The following is an 18,944-nucleotide window of genomic DNA, read 5'->3' on the forward strand; positions in this document are numbered from 1 at the left end:
CCCGGGGACGGGCGTCAGCGGCCGACGACCTTGGTGACGGCCTGCTGGGAGTCGGCCGCGGCGAGCTTGGTCCGCAGGTCGCCGACGACGGCGCCCTCCGCCGGCGCGAGCAGCCGGTCCTCGTGGCGCGTGCCCGACAGCGTGACATCGACCGCGGGCACGATGCCCTTCGCGGCCCGGTCCGCGCTGAGGGCGAGCTCCCAGTTCTCGGTGCCGGCGATCTCCTCGAGGAAGAACTCGTCGGTCGCCGAGCCGGTGCCGACCGCGACCGTCGCCAGGACCGTCAGCGAGCCGCCGTCCTCGATCGTGCGGGCGGCGCCGAAGAACTCCTTCACCGGGTGCACGGCCGAGGCGTCCACGATGCCCGCGAGCACGCGGCCGTTGGCCGGGGCCGCGAGGTTGTAGGCCCGGCCGAGACGGGTGAGGGAGTCGAGCAGCACGACCACGTCGTGGCCGAGCTCGACGAGGCGCTTGGCGCGCTCGATGGCCAGCTCGGCGACCAGGGTGTGGTCGGCCGGCTGCCGGTCGAACGTCGAGGCCACGACCTCGCCCTTGACCGCGCGCTGGAAGTCGGTGACCTCCTCGGGACGGGCGTCGACGAGGACGACCATCACGTGGCACTCGGGGTTGTTGGTCGTCACCGACTGCGCGACCGACTGGAGCAGCGACGTCGCACCGGTGCGCGGCGGGGTCAGGATGAGCCCGCGCTGGCCCTTGCCCACCGGGGCAGCGATGTCGATCACCTTGCCGACCAGGTCGGCGTCGGAGGCCAGGCGCAGGCGCTGGTGCGGGTGCACGGGGGTCGCCGCACCGAACTCCGGGCGCTCGCGGGTCGAGTCGGCCTCGGTGCCGTTGACGCTGTCGATGCGCACCATCGGGTTGAACTTCTCGCGGCGCTCGCCCTCGCGGGGCTGGCGCACCTGGCCGACCACGGCGTCGCCGCGGCGCAGGTGGTACTTCCGCACCATCGACAGCGAGAGGTAGACGTCCTCCGGGCCGGGCAGGTAGCCCGAGGTCCGGACGAAGGCGCAGTTCTCCAGGACGTCGAGGATGCCCGCGGCGGGCACCAGCACGTCGTCCTCGAGGATCGTGGTGTCGGGCTCGTTGCGCCCGCTCGTCCGCACCGTGGTGCGGTCGCGGCCACGGCGGCGCCGGTTGCGCCGGCTGCCGCCCTCCCCGTCCTCGTCGTCGTCGAGGTCCCGGCTCTGCTGGTCCCGGTTCTGCTGGTCCCGGTTCTGCTGGTTCTGCTGGGCCTGACGGTCCTGCTGCTGGGACTGACGGTCCTGCTGCTGGGACTGACGGTCCTGCTGCTGGGCCTGACGGTCCTGCTGCTGGTCCTGCTGGTCCTGCTGCTGGTTCTGCTGCTTGCCCTTCTTGCCCTGGCGGTCCTGCTTGTCGGACTGCTTGCCCTGGCGGTCCTGCTGGTCGGACTGCTTGCCCTGGCGGTCCTGCTTGCCGGGGCGTTCCTGCTTCCCGGACGGCTGGTCCTGCTGCTGGTCCTGCTGCTGGTCCTGCTGCTGGTCCGCGGGCCGGCCCGACGGCTGCTCGGCCGGCTGGTCGGCCGGAGCCTGCTGCTGGCGCTCACCGGCCTGCTCGGCCGCGCGCTGCTTGCGGGTGCGGGTCCGCACGGTGGTGCGGGTCGTGGGCTCGTCGGCGGCCGGCTGCGCAGCCGCCTGCGCGGGGGCCTCCTGCGCGGGGGCCTCCTGCGCGGGCGCCGCCTGGGCCGGGGCGTCCTGGGCGCGCCCGGCCTTCGCGCCGCCGCCGGACTGGGCGGCCTTGATCGCGTCGACGAGCTGCGCCTTCTTCATCGAGCCGGCGCCGGCGACGCCCAGGCCGACGGCCATGGACTTGAGGTCGGCGAGCAGCATCGAGCTGAGCCCGCCACCCGCCTTCCGGGCGGCGGCCTTCTTCGCGGGCGCGGTCTCGGCAGCGGTCTCCGCGGCAGCGGAGGGAGTCTCGGTCACGTGGGTCCTTCGCACGTAGCGTCGCCTGCGGGTCACCGTCGAGCGGTGCGCGAGGCGGATGGTCTCGCCCGTCCGCGCGGTCGGAGACCGGGACGGGCTGGTGCGCCGAACGGCGCGCCGTCAGGTTAGCAGGCCCCTCAGCCGAGGACGGCCCCTTCGGGCTCCACGGCCAGGGCGTGGCACTGCCAGCCCTGCGGGCACCGGGCCTCGAGCTCCGAGGTGTCCCCGGCCCCGAAGGCCAGCACCGTCGGGCCCGCGCCGGAGACGACGGCCGGCACGCCGTCGGCGCGCAGGGCACGGACGAGGGCGAGCGTCTCCGGCATCGCCGGCTCCCGCTGGTCCTGGTGGAGCCAGTCGCGGGTGGCGGCCAGCAGGTGCTCCGGCTGCCCGGTCAGGGCAGCGACCAGCAGGGCCGCGCGCCCGGAGTTGGCCGCGGCGTCGGCGTGGGGCACCACGTCGGGCAGCAGGCCGCGCGCGACCGTGGTCTCGACCCCGGCCGGCGGCACGAAGACCACCGCGCTGACGCGGGGGTCGACGCCGGCGCGGACGGCGTACCAGCGCTCGTCCTCACGCCCGGAGATCACGAAGCCGCCGAGGAGGGCGGGCGCGACGTTGTCGGGGTGGCCCTCGAGGTCGGCGGCGAGCTCGAGCAGGGCCTCGTCGGAGGCGAGCAGCTGCCCCCCGGCCACCAGGCCGCGCGCGAGCACCACGCCGGCGACGATCGCGGCGGACGACGACCCGAGTCCCCGGGCGTGCGGGATGCGGTTGTGGCAGGCCAGCCGCAGGCCCGGCGGCTGCTCCCCCATCAGCGCGAACGCGGCCCGCATCGCCCGGACCACGAGGTGGCTCTCGTCGAGCGGCACCCCCGTCCCGTCCGTCCCGGCGCCCGCACCCTCGACCTCGACCACGAGCCCGGACGGCAGCACCTCGGCCTCCAGCTCGTCGCGCAGCGACAGCGCGAGCCCGAGCGAGTCGAACCCGGGGCCGAGGTTGGCCGACGTGGCGGGCACGGTGACCCGCACCGGTCCCTCGACGAACGTCGCCATGCTCAGGCGAGCCCGGCCGCGGCGGCGGCCGCCTCGACGTCGGCGTCCACGACCGTGTCGACCACGTCGCCGTGCGACTCCAGCGCGGTGGCGGTGTCCTTGAGGCCGTGGCCGGTGACGGTGATCGCGACCGTGGCGCCGGCGTAGCTCTCCCCCGCCGCGAGCTCGGCGAGCAGCCCGGCGATGCCTGCGGCGGAGGCGGGCTCGACGAAGACGCCGTCGTGGCGGGCCAGGCCGGCCTGCGCGGCGAGGATCTGCGCGTCGCTCACCGCGGCGAACCGGCCGCCGGACTCCTGCGCGGCGGCCTCGGCGAGCTTCCACGACGCCGGGTTGCCGATGCGGATCGCGGTGGCCTTGGTCTCGGGGTCGGGGAACGGCTCGCCGGTCACCAGGGGCGAGGCGCCCTCGGCCTGGAAGCCCCGCATCACCGGCCGCTTGCTGGAGCGCCCGAGGTCGGCGTACTGCTCGTAGCCCATCCAGTACGCCGAGATGTTGCCGGCGTTGCCCACGGGCAGGAGGTGGTAGTCGGGGGCGTCACCGAGGAAGTCGCAGATCTCGAACGCGGCGGTCTTCTGGCCCTGGAGCCGCACCGGGTTGACCGAGTTGACCAGCGCGACGGGGTAGCTCCACGCCAGGCCCTTGGCCATCTGCAGGCAGTGGTCGAAGTTGCCGCGCACCATGATGATCTGCGCGCCGTGCACGACCGCCTGCGCCATCTTGCCCGCCGCGATCTTGCCCTCCGGCACGAGCACGAGCGGCTTGAGGCCGGCCTTGGCGGCGTAGGCGGCCATCGACGCGGAGGTGTTGCCGGTGGAGGCGCACACCACGGCCCGAGCGCCGTCGTGCTTGGCCACCGAGATCGCGGTGGTCATGCCGCGGTCCTTGAACGAGCCGGTGGGGTTGTCGCCCTCGACCTTGAGCCACACCTGCCCGCCGGTCAGCGAGGACAGCCAGCCGGAGTGGACGAGCGGGGTGCCGCCCTCGCGCAGGGTGACCGGCTCGAGGCCCGCAGGCAGCAGGTCGATGAGGTCGCGGTACTCCTCGATCAGGCCGCGCCACTGGTGGGTCCCCCCGGCGATCGGGCTGCTCACTCGTCCCCACCCTCCACGCGCATCACCGAGGTGACCTCGCGCACGATGTCCATCTGCCGCAGCTGCGCCACCGTCGCGCTGAGCGCGGCGTCGGGGGCGGCGTGCGAGACGACCACGAGCTGGGCGTCGGCGCCGCGGCCCTCCTGGCGCACGGTCTGGATCGACACGTCGTGGTCGGCGAACGCGTTGGCGACCGCCGCGAGCACGCCGGCACGGTCGTCGACGTCGATCGCCACGTGGTAGCGGGTGCGGGTCTCCCCCATCGGCTGCACCGCGCGGTCGGCGTAGGCCGACTCTCCGGCACCGCGGGTGCCGGCGATGCGGTTGCGGGCCACGGTGACGAGGTCACCGAGCACCGCGCTCGCCGTCGGCGCACCGCCGGCGCCGGGGCCGTAGAACATCAGCTGGCCGGCGGCCTCGGACTCGACGAACACCGCGTTGTAGGCCTCGCGCACGCTCGCCAGCGGGTGGGAGCGCGGGATCATCGCCGGGTGCACCCGGGCCGCGACCTGGTCGCCGCGCAGCTCGCAGATCGCGAGCAGCTTGACCACCGAGCCCATGTCGCGGGCGCTGGCCACGTCTGCCGCGGTCACCTCGGAGATGCCCTCGCGGTGCACGTCGGAGGCGGTGACGCGGGAGTGGAAGGCCAGGCTCGCCAGGATCGCGGCCTTCGCGGCGGCGTCGAAGCCCTCGACGTCGGCGGTCGGGTCGGCCTCGGCGTAGCCGAGGTCCTGGGCCTCCTGCAGCGCCTCGGAGAAGCCGGCGCCGGAGGTGTCCATCTTGTCGAGGATGAAGTTGGTGGTGCCGTTGACGATGCCGAGCACGCGGGTCACCTTGTCGCCGGCGAGCGACTCGCGCAGCGGGCGCAGGATCGGGATCGCGCCGGCGACGGCCGCCTCGTAGTAGAGGTCGCGCTCGGCCTTCGCGGCGGCCTCGAAGAGCGTCGGGCCGTCCTCGGCGAGCAGCGCCTTGTTGGCGGTGACGACGCTCGCGCCGTTCTCCAGCGCGGAGAGGATCAGCCCGCGGGCGGGCTCGATGCCACCGATCACCTCGACGACCACGTCGACGTCGTCGCGGGCGACCAGCCCGGCGGCGTCGGTGGTGAGCAGGCCCTCGGGCACCTCGACGTCACGCGGTGCGTCGAGGCGGCGCACCGCGACCCCGACCAGCTCGACCGGCGCGCCGACCCGTGCGGCGAGGTCGTCGCGCTGCTCGCTGAGCAGGCGCACGACCTGCGACCCGACCGAGCCGCAGCCCAGCACCGCCACCCTCAGGGCGCGCTTGCCATCGTCACTCATCACTGAACACCCACATCGGTCGCCAACAGGTCCGCCACAGTCTCGCGCCGCAGGACGGTGAAGGTCTTCCCGTCCCGCACTCCGATCACCGGAGGACGGAGGGCGTGGTTGTAGTTGGAGGCCATGGATCTGCAGTAGGCCCCCGTCCCGGGCACCGCGACGAGGTCGCCGGGTCGTACGTCGCCGGGGAGGAACTCGTCCTTGACCACGATGTCGCCGGCCTCGCAGTGCTTGCCGACCACCCGCGCCAGCGACGGCCCGGCCTCGGAGGCGCGGGAGGCGAGCGTCGCGGAGTAGTCGGCGTCGTAGAGCGCGGTGCGGATGTTGTCGCTCATCCCGCCGTCGACCGAGACGTAGGAGCGCCGCGCGCCGCCGTCGAGGGCGACCTCCTTGACCGTGCCGACCTCGTAGACGGTGCACATCGACGGCCCGACGACCGCGCGGCCCGGCTCGATGGACAGCCGGGGACGAGCGATGCCGAGGGCCCGGCACTCGTGCTCGACGATCGCCGTGATGCCGGCGGCGAGCGCCTCGGGCTCCGACGGGTCGTCCTGCGTGGTGTAGGCGATGCCGAAGCCGCCGCCGAGGTCCATCTCCGGCATCGCGACGCCGAGCTCGGTGCCCACCTGGGCGTGCAGCGCGAGCACCCGCCGCGCGGCGACCTCGAATCCGGAGGTGTCGAAGATCTGGCTGCCGATGTGGGAGTGCAGGCCGAGCAGGCGCAGGCCGGGCGCGGCGTGCACGCGGCGCACCGCCTCGAGCGCGTCGCCGCTGGCGATGGAGAAGCCGAACTTCTGGTCCTCGTGGGCGGTGGCGATGTACTCGTGGGTGTGCGCCTCGACCCCCGCGGTGACCCGGACCATGACGCCCGTGGTGCGGCCGAGCTCGGTGGTGACGGCCGCGAGCCGCTCCACCTCGTCGAAGGAGTCGACGATCACCCGCCCGACGCCGAGCTCGACGGCCCGCTCGAGCTCGGCGAGCGTCTTGTTGTTGCCGTGGAAGCCCACCCGCGCCATCGGGAAGCCGGCCCGCTCGGCGACCGTGAGCTCGCCTCCGGAGCACACGTCCAGGCTCAGACCGTCGTCGGCCAGCCACCGCGCCACGGTGGTGCAGAGGAACGCCTTGCCCGCGTAGTAGACGTCGAAGTCGGCGAACGCGTCGCGGAACGCCACGGCGCGGGCCCGGAAGTCGGCCTCGTCGAGGACGTACGCCGGTGAGCCGTGCTCGCGGACCAGGTCGGGCAGCGGCACGCCGCCGACCGACAGCACGCCGCCGGACTTGGTGGTTGTGCGCGACCACAGGTGCGCGACCAGCGCGTTGGGGTCGGCCGGCTCACGCAGCCAGTGGGGGCCGCGCAGCGCGCCGTCGGCGTGCGCCCAACCGGAGGGATGGGCGGTCGGCACGACCGCTCACATCCTCTCGGGCGCCGAGACGCCCAGCAGGTCGAGGCCGTTGGCCAGGACCACCCGGGTCGCATCGACCAGCACCAGGCGGGCGCGGTGGAGGTCGGTGGTCTCCTCGTCGCCGCGCGGCAGCACGCGGCAGCTGTCGTAGAAGCGGTGGTAGGTGCCCGCGAGCTCCTCGAGGTAGCGCGCGACGCGGTGGGGCTCGCGCAGCTCGGCGGCGGCCTTGACCACGCGCGGGAACTCCGCCAGCGCCCGCAGCAGCTCGCCCTCCTTCTCGTGCTCGAGCAGCTCGGGGTGCGACGCGGCCACGACACCGAGGTCGGCGGCGTTGCGCATCAGGCTCGACACCCGGGCGTGGGCGTACTGCACGGTGAAGACCGGGTTGTCGTTGGTCGCGCGCGACCACAGGTCGAGGTCGATGTCGATCGGGCTGTCGCTGTGGTAGCGGGCCAGGGCGTAGCGGGCGGCGTCCACGCCGATCGCGTCCACCAGGTCGTCGATGCTCACGATCGTGCCGTTGCGCTTCGACATCCGCATCGGCTCGCCGTCGCGGAGCAGGTTGACCATCTGCCCGATGAGGATCTCGAGGTTCTTGCCGGGCTCGTCGCCGAAGGCGCTGCACATCGCGTTCATCCGGCCGACGTAGCCGTGGTGGTCGGCGCCGAGCATGATGAAGCAGCGGTCGAAGCCGCGCTCGCGCTTGTCGAGGTAGTAGCCCAGGTCGCCGGAGATGTAGGCGGGCGTGCCGTTGGACCGGATGATCACGCGGTCCTTGTCGTCGCCGTACTTCTCGGTGCGCAGCCACAGCGCGCCGTCGGCCTCGTAGGTGTTGCCCATCTCGGTGAGGCGGGCGATGGCGCGCTCGACGGCGCCGCTGTCGTGCAGCGACTTCTCGTGGAAGTAGACGTCGAAGTCGACCCCGAAGTCGGCCAGCGACTTCTTGATCTCGGCGAACATCATCTCGACGCCGACCTCGCGGAAGACCTCCTGCGCGGCCGCGTCGTCGAGCTCCTTGACGTCGGGGCGCTGCTCCACGACGGCGGCGGCGATGTCGTGGATGTACTGCCCGCCGTAGCCGTCCTCGGGGGCCGGCTCGCCCTTGGCGCTGGCCAGCAGCGAGGAGCTGAACCGGTCGATCTGGGCGCCGTGGTCGTTGAAGTAGTACTCGCGGGTGACGTCGGCGCCGGTCTTGGTGAAGATCCGGCCCAGCGCGTCGCCGACCGCGGCCCAGCGCACACCGCCGAGGTGGAGCGGACCGGTGGGGTTCGCGGAGACGAACTCGAGGTTGATCTTCTCGCCGGCGAAGGCGTCGGACGAGCCGTAGGACTCCCCCGCCGCGACGACGTCGGCCGCCACCTGGCCCTGCGCGCCGGCCTCGACCGAGATGTTGAGGAAGCCGGGCCCGGCCACCTCGACGTCGGAGACCCCGTCGGCGGCACGCAGCCGCTCGGCGACGAGGTCGGCGAGGGCGCGCGGGTTGGTGCCGGCCTTCTTGGCCAGCTGCAGCGCGACGTTGGTGGCGTAGTCGCCGTGACCCTTCTGCCGGGGTCGCTCCACCGTGACCTGGCCCGGTACGCCGTCGGGCAGCGTGACCGCACCGTCGGCCACGAGGGCCGTCAGGACGTCGACGATGGTCTCGGAGAGCTGATCGGGGTTCACCCGCCAAGCCTATCGGCGCCCCCGCGCCACCACCGAACCGGTTTCAGCCTGCGGCCGGGCGCCCACGCGCGGCCCTGCCCTAGGGTTCGGGCTGTGACGACCCACCCCACCTACGCCCAGCTCGTCGACCTCCCGGCCTACGTCGAGCAGCCCGTCCCGATGCCCTTCGAGGACATCAACGGCCACCTCAACGTGCGCCACTACATCGGGATCGCCTCCGAGGGCCTCGACGAGTCGCTGGTCGAGCTCGGCATCCCGCAGATGTGGCCGCTGACCGACGGCCACGCGTGCTTCACCGCCGAGCACCACGTCACCTACCTCAACGAGCTGCACACCGGCGTGGCCATGTCGGCCAGGGTGCGGCTGCTCGGGCGCTCCGAGCGGGCCGCCCACGTGCTGGTCTACCTGCTCGACGAGACCAACCAGCAGGTCTCCTGCGTCGTGGAGGAGATCTTCCTCCACATCGACCTCTCCACCCGTCGTACGGCACCGTGGCCGGCCGACGTCGCCGAGCGGATGGACGCCCGGGTCGCGGAGCACGCGAAGCTCCCGTTCGAGGCGGACACGTCGGGCTCGCTCGCCCTGCGCTGACCGCGAGGCGGTTTCACCCCCGCGTCGCCGGACGGGTAGTGTTCGGCGCGCAGCGGCCCCGGCCGCAGCGGGCCTCCGTAGCTCAGGGGATAGAGCACTGGTTTCCGGTACCAGGTGCCGCAGGTTCGAATCCTGCCGGAGGCGCCCTCGACGGCGGCACCCTCGGGTGCCGCCGTCCGGCATCTCCCCCTCTCCCCGCACCTCCGCGGCACTCTCCGCCTCTCTCCCGCCACTCCCTGCCCCTCCCGGCGTGACCCCGCGGCAGGTCCGTCGTTCAACCGGTGCAGGGGTTGCCCGCCGGTCACAGGGGAGCGGCGGGGATCCCCGCCAGATCCTGGGAGGGAACCGATGCACCACCGCACCCGCCGCCTCGCCGCCGCCGTCAGCGCCGGCCTCAGCGCCGGCCTCGTCCTCGCCGCCGTCTCGGCGGTCCCCGCGCAGGCGCACCAGCGCGACGCCGGCGCCGGCCTCAGCGACTTCGGCTACCGCGGCGACGTCTACGGCGTGAAGCTGGTCACCGACAGCGTGGAGGCCCTCGACCTCAAGGACGCCCACGCCCAGCAGCTCTGCACCCGCGCCGTCGGGCAGACCGTCGAGCGCTCGTCCGTGGCCTCCGTGCCCGACAACCCGCTCATCCAGGTCTCGGCGAGCACCAGCCGGACCGAGACCTACGCCGACGGTGAGACGCACGGCGTGCGCGGCACCAACACCATCGGCGACGTCAGCATCGGCGGCACCGTCGGCCCGCTCACCACGCCGAGGCTGGTCATCAAGGGTCTCCAGACGACCGCGAACGCGTTCCACACCCCACAGGGCTACGGCCACGACGAGGGCTTCACCTTCGCCAGCATCTCCCTCGAGCTGCTCGACAACACGGTCGTGCAGAGCCTGCCGCCCGAGCTCCAGCAGCTGCTCGCGCCGCTCGACCAGGTCACCGACACGGTCTTCACCGGCACCCAGCAGGCGGCCCAGCAGGTCTTCCAGGTGCTCAGCGACGCCACGAAGCCGATCGAGATCCCAGGCCTGGGCACCATCGCCCTCGGCTACGAGAACGGCCGGTCCAACGACCACAACGCGCAGTCGCAGGCCTCCGCGCTGCGCATCGACGTCACCGCGGGAGAGCGCCACCAGCTCGTCGAGCTCGGCACCGCCCGGGTCCGGATGGGCGGTCCCGCCCCGGTCGGGGTCTTCCGCTCCGGCGGCACGGCCATGGACTACCAGGCCCTCGACGGCGCGCTGAGCTTCGGCAACGTGGAGCACAAGGCGCTGCCGTGCCAGGGCTCGCGCGGCCGCACGCAGACCTACCAGGTCGCCCACGCCAGCCAGCTCGTGCCGGTGCCGGTCCTGCTCGACGGCGTCACCTACCAGGTCAACGGCGACCAGCACCGCGGCACGCAGGTGGCCAAGGGCTGGTCGCGCACCGCGATCGACCAGGTCTCCGTCCCGTCGGCTCAGCTGGTGATCTCCGACGTGTCGTCGCGGGCCGCGATGCGCCAGAAGACCGGCAAGCGCGTCGGCTCGAAGGTCAGCACCGCGGTCGGCTCGATCACCGTGGCCGGCCAGCCGGTCGAGATCCCCGCACCGGGCGGTGTGGTCGAGCTGCCCAACGGCATGGGCGTGATCCAGCGCCAGCTCGTCGACACCGGCTACCGCGGGTCGCAGGTCATCGGGCTGCGGGTCAAGCTGTTCTCCGACGCGGTCGTCATCGACCTCGCCCGAACGGCTGGTCGCATCTACCCGCGCTGACCACCCGCCACTACGCTCCCGGGCAGTGGCACCGGGCCGGCCATGGGGTTCGGCCCGGTGCCGCGTGGTGTGCGGATCAGCAGTGGCTCAGCAGTGGCGCAGCGTCGCGTCGCCGCGCGCGTCGCTGCCCAGGCGGCGGGCCTGGGCGACGTCGGGGAAGACCACGCTCGCCGCACCGACGTAGCCCACCCTGCCCTGCACCACGCAGGTGGTGATGCGGCGCGGGTCGACCTGCGCGACCGCCTGCGCCAGCTGGTAGAGCTCGGCCGGCGAGGCGTCGGTGGCCATGTGCTCCATCACCGTCATCACTCCGCGCTCGATGAAGCCCGGCCGGTCGGCCTGCGCCCGGATCCGGGCGTGGATCCCGCGCAGCGTGCGCTGCTGGTTGGCCGAGCGGTCGAAGTCGCCGCCCGCGAGGCTCTTGCGGATCCGGGAGAACGCCATGGCGTTGTAGCCGTCGAGGTGGATCCGGCCGCGGGCGAAGCCCTCCTTCTTCAGGTACGGGTCGGAGAACCGGCGCGGGTTGGTCACGGTGATGCCGCCGATGTCGTCGACCATGTCCTCGAAGAACGGGAACCGGGTCACCATCACGTAGTCGGGCTCGATGCCGACCAGGGTGCGCATGGCGCCCGCCATGCCCTGCGGGCCGCCGAAGTAGAGCGCGGAGTTGATCTTCTCCCGGCCGTGGCCGGGGATGTCGACCCACGAGTCGCGCGGCACGCCGATCGCGCTCGCCGCGCCGGTGCGGGTGTCGATGCCGACCAGCTGGAGCGCGTCGCCGCGCGAGCGGCGCATGTCCTCCCCCGGCCTGGCGTCCGAGCCGACAGCGAGGATCCACACGACGTCGTGCCCGCCGACCGCGACGCCCTGGGCGTGCCGGATGCGGGTCAGGGTGACCTCGGTGGACTGCACGGCCGACTGCGGCACCACCAGGGCGGTCACGGCCAGCACCGCCGCGAGCGCGAGCGCGCGCACGGCCCGGACACAGGTCGTGGGTGTCGGTGTCCTCATCGCTGCGCCCCCTTGGCGACGTCGTAGCCGAAGATCCGCCAGCTCCTGCCCTGGCGGGTGAGGAAGAGGCGGCCGCGCACGGTCGTGGTGCCGGCCCTGTCCCCCGTCGTCTCGAAGCGGAGCAGCACGTGGGCCGTGACCGAGCGCGCCTGCCGGTCCGTGGCCAGGATGTCGAGGGTGACGGTGCGGTGCTTGGCCGTCACCGAGTCGATCGACGCGCCCTGCGTCTGGTTGGTCAGCAGCGCCTTGTCGTCGCGCGCACGCTGCTCGGCACCGGCGGTGAAGCCCGGGAAGGCCGACGGGAACGAGGAGCGGGGGTAGTCGCCACCGAGGTAGGCCGCGTCCCACCAGCGGTCGACCACCCGGCCGACCTCGGTGCGCACCTCCTTGCGCCGGACGTCCGGCAGGCGGCCGTACACGCGGTGGATCCGGGTCTTCGTCTCGATGCCGTGCGAGGCGAGCGTGACGCCCCCGTCGTCACGCGAGAGCCGGTCGGGGGCGGTCTGCGGACCGGTCGCCGACTGGCACCCGGCGAGCGCCCCTGAGGCGGTCAGGACGAGGGCGAGGGCGGCGGTGCGGGGGCTCCACGGAGGGACCCCCGGCGAGGGGCGTGGCATGACGACTCCAGCGGTGTGACAGGCGGTGCGGGGCACGGTGGGAAGGCGTACCGATCAGTAGGGACCGGTGTGGGCGACACCATGCCTCACACGGCAGCCCCGCCCCTGCATTTGCGGGCGTGTACGACTAGCCTTGAGAGCGACTTTGGTCCAACCCTCGCGCGATGAGATCTGGAAGAGGCGAAACAAGCGTGGCGCAGTCCCCGAACGGGCAGTCCGGCAACCATTCCTCGGTTGCTCCATCCTCTGACCTGGGAGCCAACGAGTGGCTCGTGGAGGAGATGAAGGAGCAGTACGACAAGGATCCGGCCAGCGTGGCCCCGGAGTGGGCCCGCTACTTCGCGAACGGGTCCACGCCGGCTGCGACGTCGGCGCAGCCCGCGCAGGCCGCGCCCGCGACGTCGGCCGCGCCGGCCCAGCAGGCCGCCCCCGTGAAGCAGGCCGCGCCCGCCCCCGCCCAGCCGGCGGCCAAGGCCGCCCCGGCCGCCCCGGCCGCCGCGGCGAAGCCCGCGCCCGCCGCCTCGCAGCCGTCGGCCCCGAAGTCCACCCCGCGCCCGGCGGCCGCCGCCGACGAGCCGGCCAAGGGCACCAGCACGCCCGTGGCCAAGGACCCGAAGCCGTCCGCGCCGAGCGAGGCCAGCGACCAGCCGACCTACACCGTCCTGCGCGGCGCCCCGGCCCGCACCGCGGCCAACATGGACGCCTCGCTGTCGGTGCCGACCGCGACCTCCGTGCGCTCGGTGCCGGTCAAGCTGCTGTGGGACAACCGCACGGTCATCAACAACCACCTCGCCCGCGCACGCGGCGGCAAGGTCTCCTTCACCCACATCATCGGCTACGCCCTCGTCAAGGCGCTCAAGGCGATGCCGGAGATGAACGTCGGCTACGACGTCATCGACGGCAAGCCGAACCTGATCACCCCGGCCCACATCAACCTGGGCCTGGCGATCGACATGCAGAAGCCCGACGGCACCCGCCAGCTGCTGGTCCCCAACATCAAGGCCGCCGAGTCGATGGACTTCGCCGCCTTCTGGACCGCCTACGAGGACATGGTCCGCAAGGCGCGCGACAACAAGCTGACCGTCGCCGACTTCCAGGGCACCACGATGTCGCTCACCAACCCCGGCGGCATCGGCACCGTGCACTCGGTACCCCGCCTGATGGCCGGGCAGGGCGCGATCATCGGCGTCGGCGCCATGGAGTACCCGCCGGAGTGGCAGGGCGCCTCGGAGGAAGCGATCAACCGCAACGCCATCAGCAAGGCGATGACGCTGACCTCCACCTACGACCACCGCGTCATCCAGGGTGCGCAGTCGGGCGAGTTCCTCAAGCGCGTGCACGCCCTGCTGCTGGGCGAGAACGACTTCTACGACGAGATCTTCCGCTCGCTGCGCATCCCCTACGAGCCGATCCGCTGGGCCCGCGACATCGTCGCCAGCCACGACGACGACATCGTCAAGCAGGCGCGCATCCTCGAGCTCATCCACGCCTACCGGGTCCGCGGCCACCTCATGGCCGACACCGACCCGCTGGAGTACCGCCAGCGCAGCCACCCCGACCTCGAGATCGAGTCGCACGGGCTGACCCTGTGGGACCTCGACCGCGAGTTCGCCACCGGCTCGTTCGGCGGCGAGGGCCGGCGCTTCATGAAGCTGCGCAACATCCTCGGGATCCTGCGCGACTCCTACTGCCGCACCACCGGCATCGAGTACATGCACATCATGGACCCCGAGCAGCGCAAGTGGATCCAGGAGCGCGTGGAGCAGCCGCACGTGAAGCCGCCCCGCGAGGAGCAGCTGCGGATCCTGCTCAAGCTCAACCAGGCCGAGGCCTTCGAGACGTTCCTGCAGACCAAGTTCGTCGGGCAGAAGCGCTTCAGCCTCGAGGGCGGCGAGACCACGATCCCGCTGGTCGACGAGATCTGCGAGGCGGCCGCCGAGGCCGGCCTCGACGAGGTCACCATCGGCATGGCCCACCGCGGCCGGCTCAACATGCTCGCCAACATCGTGGGCAAGAAGTACAGCCAGATCTTCCGCGAGTTCGAGGGCAACATCGACCCGCGCACGGTCCAGGGCTCCGGCGACGTGAAGTACCACCTCGGCGCCGAGGGCGAGTTCGTGGCCGGTTCCGGCGCGAAGATCAACGTCTCCGTGGCGGCGAACCCCTCGCACCTCGAGGCGGTCAACCCGGTGCTCGAGGGCATCGCGCGCGCCAAGCAGGACATCCTCGACCGCAAGGGCGAGGACTTCCCGGTCCTGCCGCTGCTGGTGCACGGCGACGCCGCGTTCGCCGGCCAGGGCGTGGTCGCCGAGACCCTCAACCTGTCGCAGCTGCGCGGCTACCGCACCGGCGGCACCGTGCACGTGGTGATCAACAACCAGGTCGGATTCACCACCGCCCCGGGCTCCTCGCGCTCCTCCCTCTACGCCACCGACGTGGCGCGGATGGTCCAGGCGCCGATCTTCCACGTCAACGGCGACGACCCCGAGGCCTGCATCCGCGTGGCCCGGCTCGCCTTCGACTACCGCCAGGCGTTCAACAAGGACGTCGTCATCGACCTCGTGTGCTACCGCCGCCGCGGCCACAACGAGGGCGACGACCCTTCCTACACGCAGCCGCTGATGTACGACCTCATCGAGCAGAAGCGCTCGGTGCGCAAGCTCTACACCGAGTCGCTCATCGGTCGTGGCGACATCACGATCGAGGAGGCCGAGCAGGTCCTCAAGGACTACCAGCAGCAGCTGGAGAGGGTCTTCACCGAGGTGCGCGAGGCCAGCTCGGAGGCGCCGACCGAGTGGACCACCGTCCCGGACTACCCGGACAAGCCGGCCGGCGAGTTCCACACCGCGGTCTCCCCCGAGGTGCTGAAGCGGATCGCCGACGCCTACGTCACGCCGCCGGAGGGCTTCACCGTCCACCCGAAGGTGATGCCGCAGCTGCAGCGTCGTTCCGCCGCGATCACCGAGGGCCCGATCGACTGGGGCACCGGCGAGATCCTCGCCTTCGGCTCGCTGCTGATGGACGGCCGTCCGGTGCGCCTGGCCGGACAGGACTCGCGTCGCGGCACGTTCGTGCAGCGCTTCGCCACCATCATCGACCGCACCAACGCCGACGAGTGGACGCCGCTGACCAACCTCACCGAGGACCAGGCCAAGTTCCACGTCTACGACTCGCTGCTCTCGGAGTACGCCGCGCTCGGCTTCGAGTACGGCTACTCCGTGGCCCGTCCCGAGGCGCTGGTGCTGTGGGAGGCGCAGTTCGGTGACTTCGTCAACGGCGCGCAGACCGTCATCGACGAGTTCATCTCCGCGGGCCAGACCAAGTGGCGCCAGCAGTCGGGCGTCGTCCTGCTCCTGCCCCACGGCTACGAGGGACAGGGACCCGACCACTCGTCGGCGCGCATCGAGCGCTTCCTGACGATGTCGGCCGAGGACGCCATGGTGGTGGCCCAGCCCTCGACCCCCGCGTCGTACTTCCACCTGCTGCGCCGCCACTCGCTCGGCGAGGAGCACCGCCCGCTGATCGTCTTCACCCCGAAGTCGATGCTCAAGCGCAAGGAGGCGGCCTCCAAGCCGGAGGACTTCGTCGGCGGCACGACGTTCCGTCCGTTCATCGGCGACGACGCGGCCGACCCGTCGAAGGTCGAGACGCTCATCATGTGCTCGGGTCGCGTGACCTGGGACCTCATGGTCGAGCGCGGCAAGCGCGACAACGGCGAGAAGTTCGCCATCGGTCGCGTGGAGCGCCTCTACCCCAACCCGGTGGAGGAGATCCGCGCGGAGGTCGCGAAGTACCCGAACCTCAAGGCGATCCGCTGGGTGCAGGACGAGCCGCGCAACATGGGCCCGTGGCCTCACTACCAGCTCAACGTGTGGCCGCAGCTCGACGTCACCGTCGAGCCGGTGACGCGCCCGGCCTCCGCCTCGCCGTCCGTCGGCACGGTCAAGCGCCACACCGAGGAGCAGAAGACGCTCCTCGACGCGGCGTTCGCCGAGCCCCGGACCGCCGGCCACGACTACTGAGGGGCGCGGCGGGTGTACTTCACCGATCGCGGGCTCGAGGAGCTGGAGAAGCGCCGGGGTGACGAGGAGGTCACCCTGGCGTGGCTGGCCGACCAGATGCAGGCGTTCGTCGACACCCACCCCGAGTTCGAGACGGCCGTCGAGCGGCTGGCCACCTGGCTGGCCCGCCTCGACGACCCGGAGGACTGAGGCCTAGGCCGCCAGCGGGTCGGCGGCTGCCGGCTCATCCTCCGGCGCGCGCCGTCCCGGCAGGGCGAGGCGGCAGATCTTGCGCGCCACGCTGCCCAGCTGCCGGCGCAGCGGACCGGTCGTGTAGGCGATGCCGTACCGCTCGCAGATCTCCCGCACCTCGTCGGCGACCTGCGGGTAGCGTCGGGCGGGCAGGTCGGGGAACAGGTGGTGCTCGATCTGGTGGCTGAGGTTGCCCGTCATGACGTGGAAGAGCGGGCTGCCGGAGATGTTGGCCGAGCCCAGCACCTGGCGGTAGTACCAGTGCCCGCGGCTCTCGTCCGCGCACTCCTCGGCCGTGAAGGTCTCCGCCCCGGCCGGGAAGTGGCCGCAGAAGATGATGGTGAAGGCCCACACGTTGCGCACCAGGTTGGCGGCCGCGTTGCCGGCGAGCGTCAGCGGGAGGAGCGGGCCGGTCAGCGCCGGGAACAGCACGTAGTCCTTGAGCGCCTGGCGGCGCACCTTGCGCATGATCGCCGCATGCAGGGCCCTGTTCTCCTCCAGGCGGCGGGTGCCGTTGACGAGGTTCTCGACCTCGAGGTCGTGCATCGCCACGCCCCACTCGAAGAAGACCATCAGCAGGAACGCGTAGAGCGGGTTGCCCAGGTAGTAGGGGTGCCACGGCTGGTCCTCGTCCATACGGAGGACGCCGTAGCCGATGTCACGGTCCTTTCCGAGGATGTTGGTGAAGGTGTGGTGCAGGTAGTTGTGGGAGTAGCGCCACTGGTCGCTGGGGCACACGTTGTCCCACTCGTAGACGCGTGAGCTGAGGTGAGGGTCGCCCATCCAGTCGTACTGGCCGTGCATGACGTTGTGGCCGATCTCCATGTTCTCGAGGATCTTCGAGACCGAGAGCGCGGCCACCGCGAGCGGCCAGGCGGGCGGGAGGTAGAACAGCGCACGGCCGAGCACCTCCATCTGCTGCTGGCGCTTCACGACCGTGCGGATGTAGGCCGCGTCGTCCTCGCCGAGGTCGGCCAGGACACGACGCCGCAGGGCGTCCATCTCCTCGCCGAAGGCGTCGAGCTGGGCGGGGGTCAGGTGGGGCTTCATGGTGGCTCCTGTCCGGGTGGGTCCGGGTGGGTCTCAGAGGTCGACGACGCAGTCGCCGACGGGTGCGGAGACGCAGATCTGGATGTCCTCGTCGGGCAGCGAGGACTCCGCGCCGGTGAGCACGTGGCGCACGGTTCCCTCGGCCTTGCGGGTCGTGCAGGTGAAGCAGATGCCCATCCGGCAGCCGGACGCAGGCGCGAGCCCGGCCTGCTCGGCCTGCTCGAGCACGGAGGCGCCGGTGTTGGGCACCGAGCGGCCGGTGGCGGCGAAGGTGACGGCACCCTCGGCCGTCCCGCTGGGCGTGACCGCGAGCTTGAACTGCTCGGTCCGCAGGCGGTCGGAGCCGGCGTAGAGCTCGCGCACCGCGTCCATCATCGGCGCGGGCCCGCACAGGAACGTGTCGGTCTCCCGGTGCCCCGGTGCGAGCCGGCGGAGCTCGTGCTCGCTGACCCGGACGCCGTGGCGCAGGTGGACGGTGACGTCGTTGTCGGCGGCGGCGATCCGGGCCAGCTCGTCGGCGAACACCTGGTCCTCGGCGGACCGGGCGTAGTGCAGGAAGGTGACGCGGCGACCGGCACGACCGTCGTACCCGTCGCGCAGGAGGGTGCGGAGCATCGACATCGCCGGGGTGATGCCGGAGCCGCCGGTGATGAACAGCAGCGGGTCGATGCCGGGGGTGGCCGGGCTGACAGGGAGCGTGAAGTCGCCCTGCGCCTGCGAGAGGTGCAGCACGAGGCCGGGCTCGGCGTCCACGAGGTAGCGGCTGACCTGGCCGTCGGCGTGGGCGCGGACGGTGAGGGTGATCGGCTCCCCCGGCCGTGACGCGGCCGAGGAGACGGTGAAGCACCGGGTGGCGCGCCGGGCCGAGCCGGGCAGGTCGAGGCCGACCTGGACGTGCTGGCCGGCCCGGTGGCCGCGCCACGTGGGCGTCGGCTGGAGCGTCAGCGTCGCGACGGGGGCGCCGGGGGTGCTGGTCTCGCGGTGGACGTCGACGACGCGGGCGCGCACCTCGTGCGCCGCCCACATCGGGTTGATCCGCGAGAGGTAGTGGTCGACCCCGTGCGGCGAGGCGAGCGCGGCGAGGGTGCGCGAGCGGGCGATCCGGGTGAGGGTGCTCATCCCGTCCTCCGATCTTGGTGAACGTATGTTCACTCAAATATGGCCGCGTCGCCCCACCTCGTCAACCGTCGCGGCGCGTGATCCGACGCACGC

14 protein-coding genes and 1 tRNA gene are annotated in these 18,944 nt (G+C 72.4%); 5 read left to right on the forward strand and 10 right to left on the reverse strand.

All coding sequences use genetic code 11. From position 1 onward, the window contains the following. Positions 1-14: 14 nt before the first annotated feature. From rho to argS, 6 genes are all read right to left on the reverse strand, one after another. On the reverse strand, positions 15-1,964 hold the full coding sequence (gene rho / locus ACFFJG_RS16625) for a transcription termination factor Rho (RefSeq protein ID WP_378519899.1): 1,950 nt from the start codon (positions 1,962-1,964) through the stop codon (positions 15-17). Positions 1,965-2,101: 137 nt separating this feature from the next. Further along, a complete protein-coding gene (gene thrB / locus ACFFJG_RS16630) occupies positions 2,102-3,010 on the reverse strand; it encodes a homoserine kinase (RefSeq protein WP_378519900.1) in 909 nt (302 codons plus the stop codon). 2 nt (positions 3,011-3,012) lie between these two features. After that, a complete protein-coding gene (gene thrC / locus ACFFJG_RS16635; RefSeq protein WP_378519901.1) occupies positions 3,013-4,101 on the reverse strand; it encodes a threonine synthase in 1,089 nt (362 codons plus the stop codon). Then, positions 4,098-5,399, reverse strand: a complete 1,302-nt coding sequence (locus ACFFJG_RS16640; protein WP_378519902.1) for a homoserine dehydrogenase — start codon at positions 5,397-5,399, stop codon at positions 4,098-4,100. The genes thrC and ACFFJG_RS16640 overlap by 4 nt, the downstream gene beginning before the upstream one ends. Further along, positions 5,399-6,802 (reverse strand): diaminopimelate decarboxylase, encoded by a 1,404-nt coding sequence (gene lysA, locus ACFFJG_RS16645; protein WP_378519903.1) that lies wholly within the window; start codon positions 6,800-6,802, stop codon positions 5,399-5,401. Before lysA ends, ACFFJG_RS16640 begins: the two co-directional genes overlap by 1 nt. Positions 6,803-6,808: 6 nt before the next feature. Further along, positions 6,809-8,464: an arginine--tRNA ligase gene (gene argS, locus ACFFJG_RS16650; protein ID WP_378519904.1), complete on the reverse strand. Its 1,656-nt coding sequence runs from the start codon at positions 8,462-8,464 to the stop codon at positions 6,809-6,811. 93 nt (positions 8,465-8,557) lie between these two features. Here argS and ACFFJG_RS16655 point away from each other — a divergent pair, with 93 nt between their 5' ends. From ACFFJG_RS16655 to ACFFJG_RS16665, 3 genes are all read left to right on the forward strand, one after another. Then, a complete protein-coding gene (locus ACFFJG_RS16655; protein WP_378519905.1) occupies positions 8,558-9,055 on the forward strand; it encodes a thioesterase family protein in 498 nt (165 codons plus the stop codon). A 71-nt stretch (positions 9,056-9,126) separates the two neighbouring features. Further along, positions 9,127-9,199 (forward strand) — tRNA-Arg (locus ACFFJG_RS16660). Between the two features lie 204 nt (positions 9,200-9,403). Continuing rightward, a complete protein-coding gene (locus ACFFJG_RS16665) occupies positions 9,404-10,801 on the forward strand; it encodes a choice-of-anchor P domain-containing protein (RefSeq protein WP_378519906.1) in 1,398 nt (465 codons plus the stop codon). Positions 10,802-10,888: 87 nt separating this feature from the next. Here the strand turns inward: ACFFJG_RS16665 and ACFFJG_RS16670 are convergent, their stop codons facing one another. Then, on the reverse strand, positions 10,889-11,812 hold the full coding sequence (locus ACFFJG_RS16670; protein WP_378519907.1) for an LCP family protein: 924 nt from the start codon (positions 11,810-11,812) through the stop codon (positions 10,889-10,891). Beyond that, positions 11,809-12,429, reverse strand: a complete 621-nt coding sequence (locus tag ACFFJG_RS16675) for a hypothetical protein (protein ID WP_378519908.1) — start codon at positions 12,427-12,429, stop codon at positions 11,809-11,811. The genes ACFFJG_RS16670 and ACFFJG_RS16675 overlap by 4 nt, the downstream gene beginning before the upstream one ends. A 164-nt stretch (positions 12,430-12,593) precedes the next feature. Between ACFFJG_RS16675 and ACFFJG_RS16680 the strand changes: the two genes are divergently transcribed. Together ACFFJG_RS16680 and ACFFJG_RS16685 are read left to right on the forward strand one after the other, a co-directional pair. Next, the gene (locus ACFFJG_RS16680) at positions 12,594-16,451 is read left to right on the forward strand and encodes a multifunctional oxoglutarate decarboxylase/oxoglutarate dehydrogenase thiamine pyrophosphate-binding subunit/dihydrolipoyllysine-residue succinyltransferase subunit (protein ID WP_378519909.1); all 3,858 of its coding nucleotides are present in this window, start codon (positions 12,594-12,596) and stop codon (positions 16,449-16,451) included. Between the two features lie 12 nt (positions 16,452-16,463). Continuing rightward, the gene (locus ACFFJG_RS16685) at positions 16,464-16,640 is read left to right on the forward strand and encodes a DUF6104 family protein (RefSeq protein WP_183079702.1); all 177 of its coding nucleotides are present in this window, start codon (positions 16,464-16,466) and stop codon (positions 16,638-16,640) included. A 3-nt stretch (positions 16,641-16,643) separates the two neighbouring features. Here the strand turns inward: ACFFJG_RS16685 and ACFFJG_RS16690 are convergent, their stop codons facing one another. Together ACFFJG_RS16690 and ACFFJG_RS16695 are read right to left on the reverse strand one after the other, a co-directional pair. Then, positions 16,644-17,732, reverse strand: a complete 1,089-nt coding sequence (locus tag ACFFJG_RS16690) for a fatty acid desaturase family protein (RefSeq protein ID WP_378519910.1) — start codon at positions 17,730-17,732, stop codon at positions 16,644-16,646. Between the two features lie 33 nt (positions 17,733-17,765). Next, entirely contained in the window at positions 17,766-18,851 is a 1,086-nt protein-coding gene (locus ACFFJG_RS16695; RefSeq protein ID WP_378519911.1) for a ferredoxin reductase, read from the reverse strand. Between the last annotated feature and the right edge of the window lie 93 nt (positions 18,852-18,944).

The sequence above is a fragment of the Nocardioides zeicaulis genome, assembly GCF_042432345.1.
Lineage (GTDB): Bacteria > Actinomycetota > Actinomycetes > Propionibacteriales > Nocardioidaceae > Nocardioides > Nocardioides zeicaulis.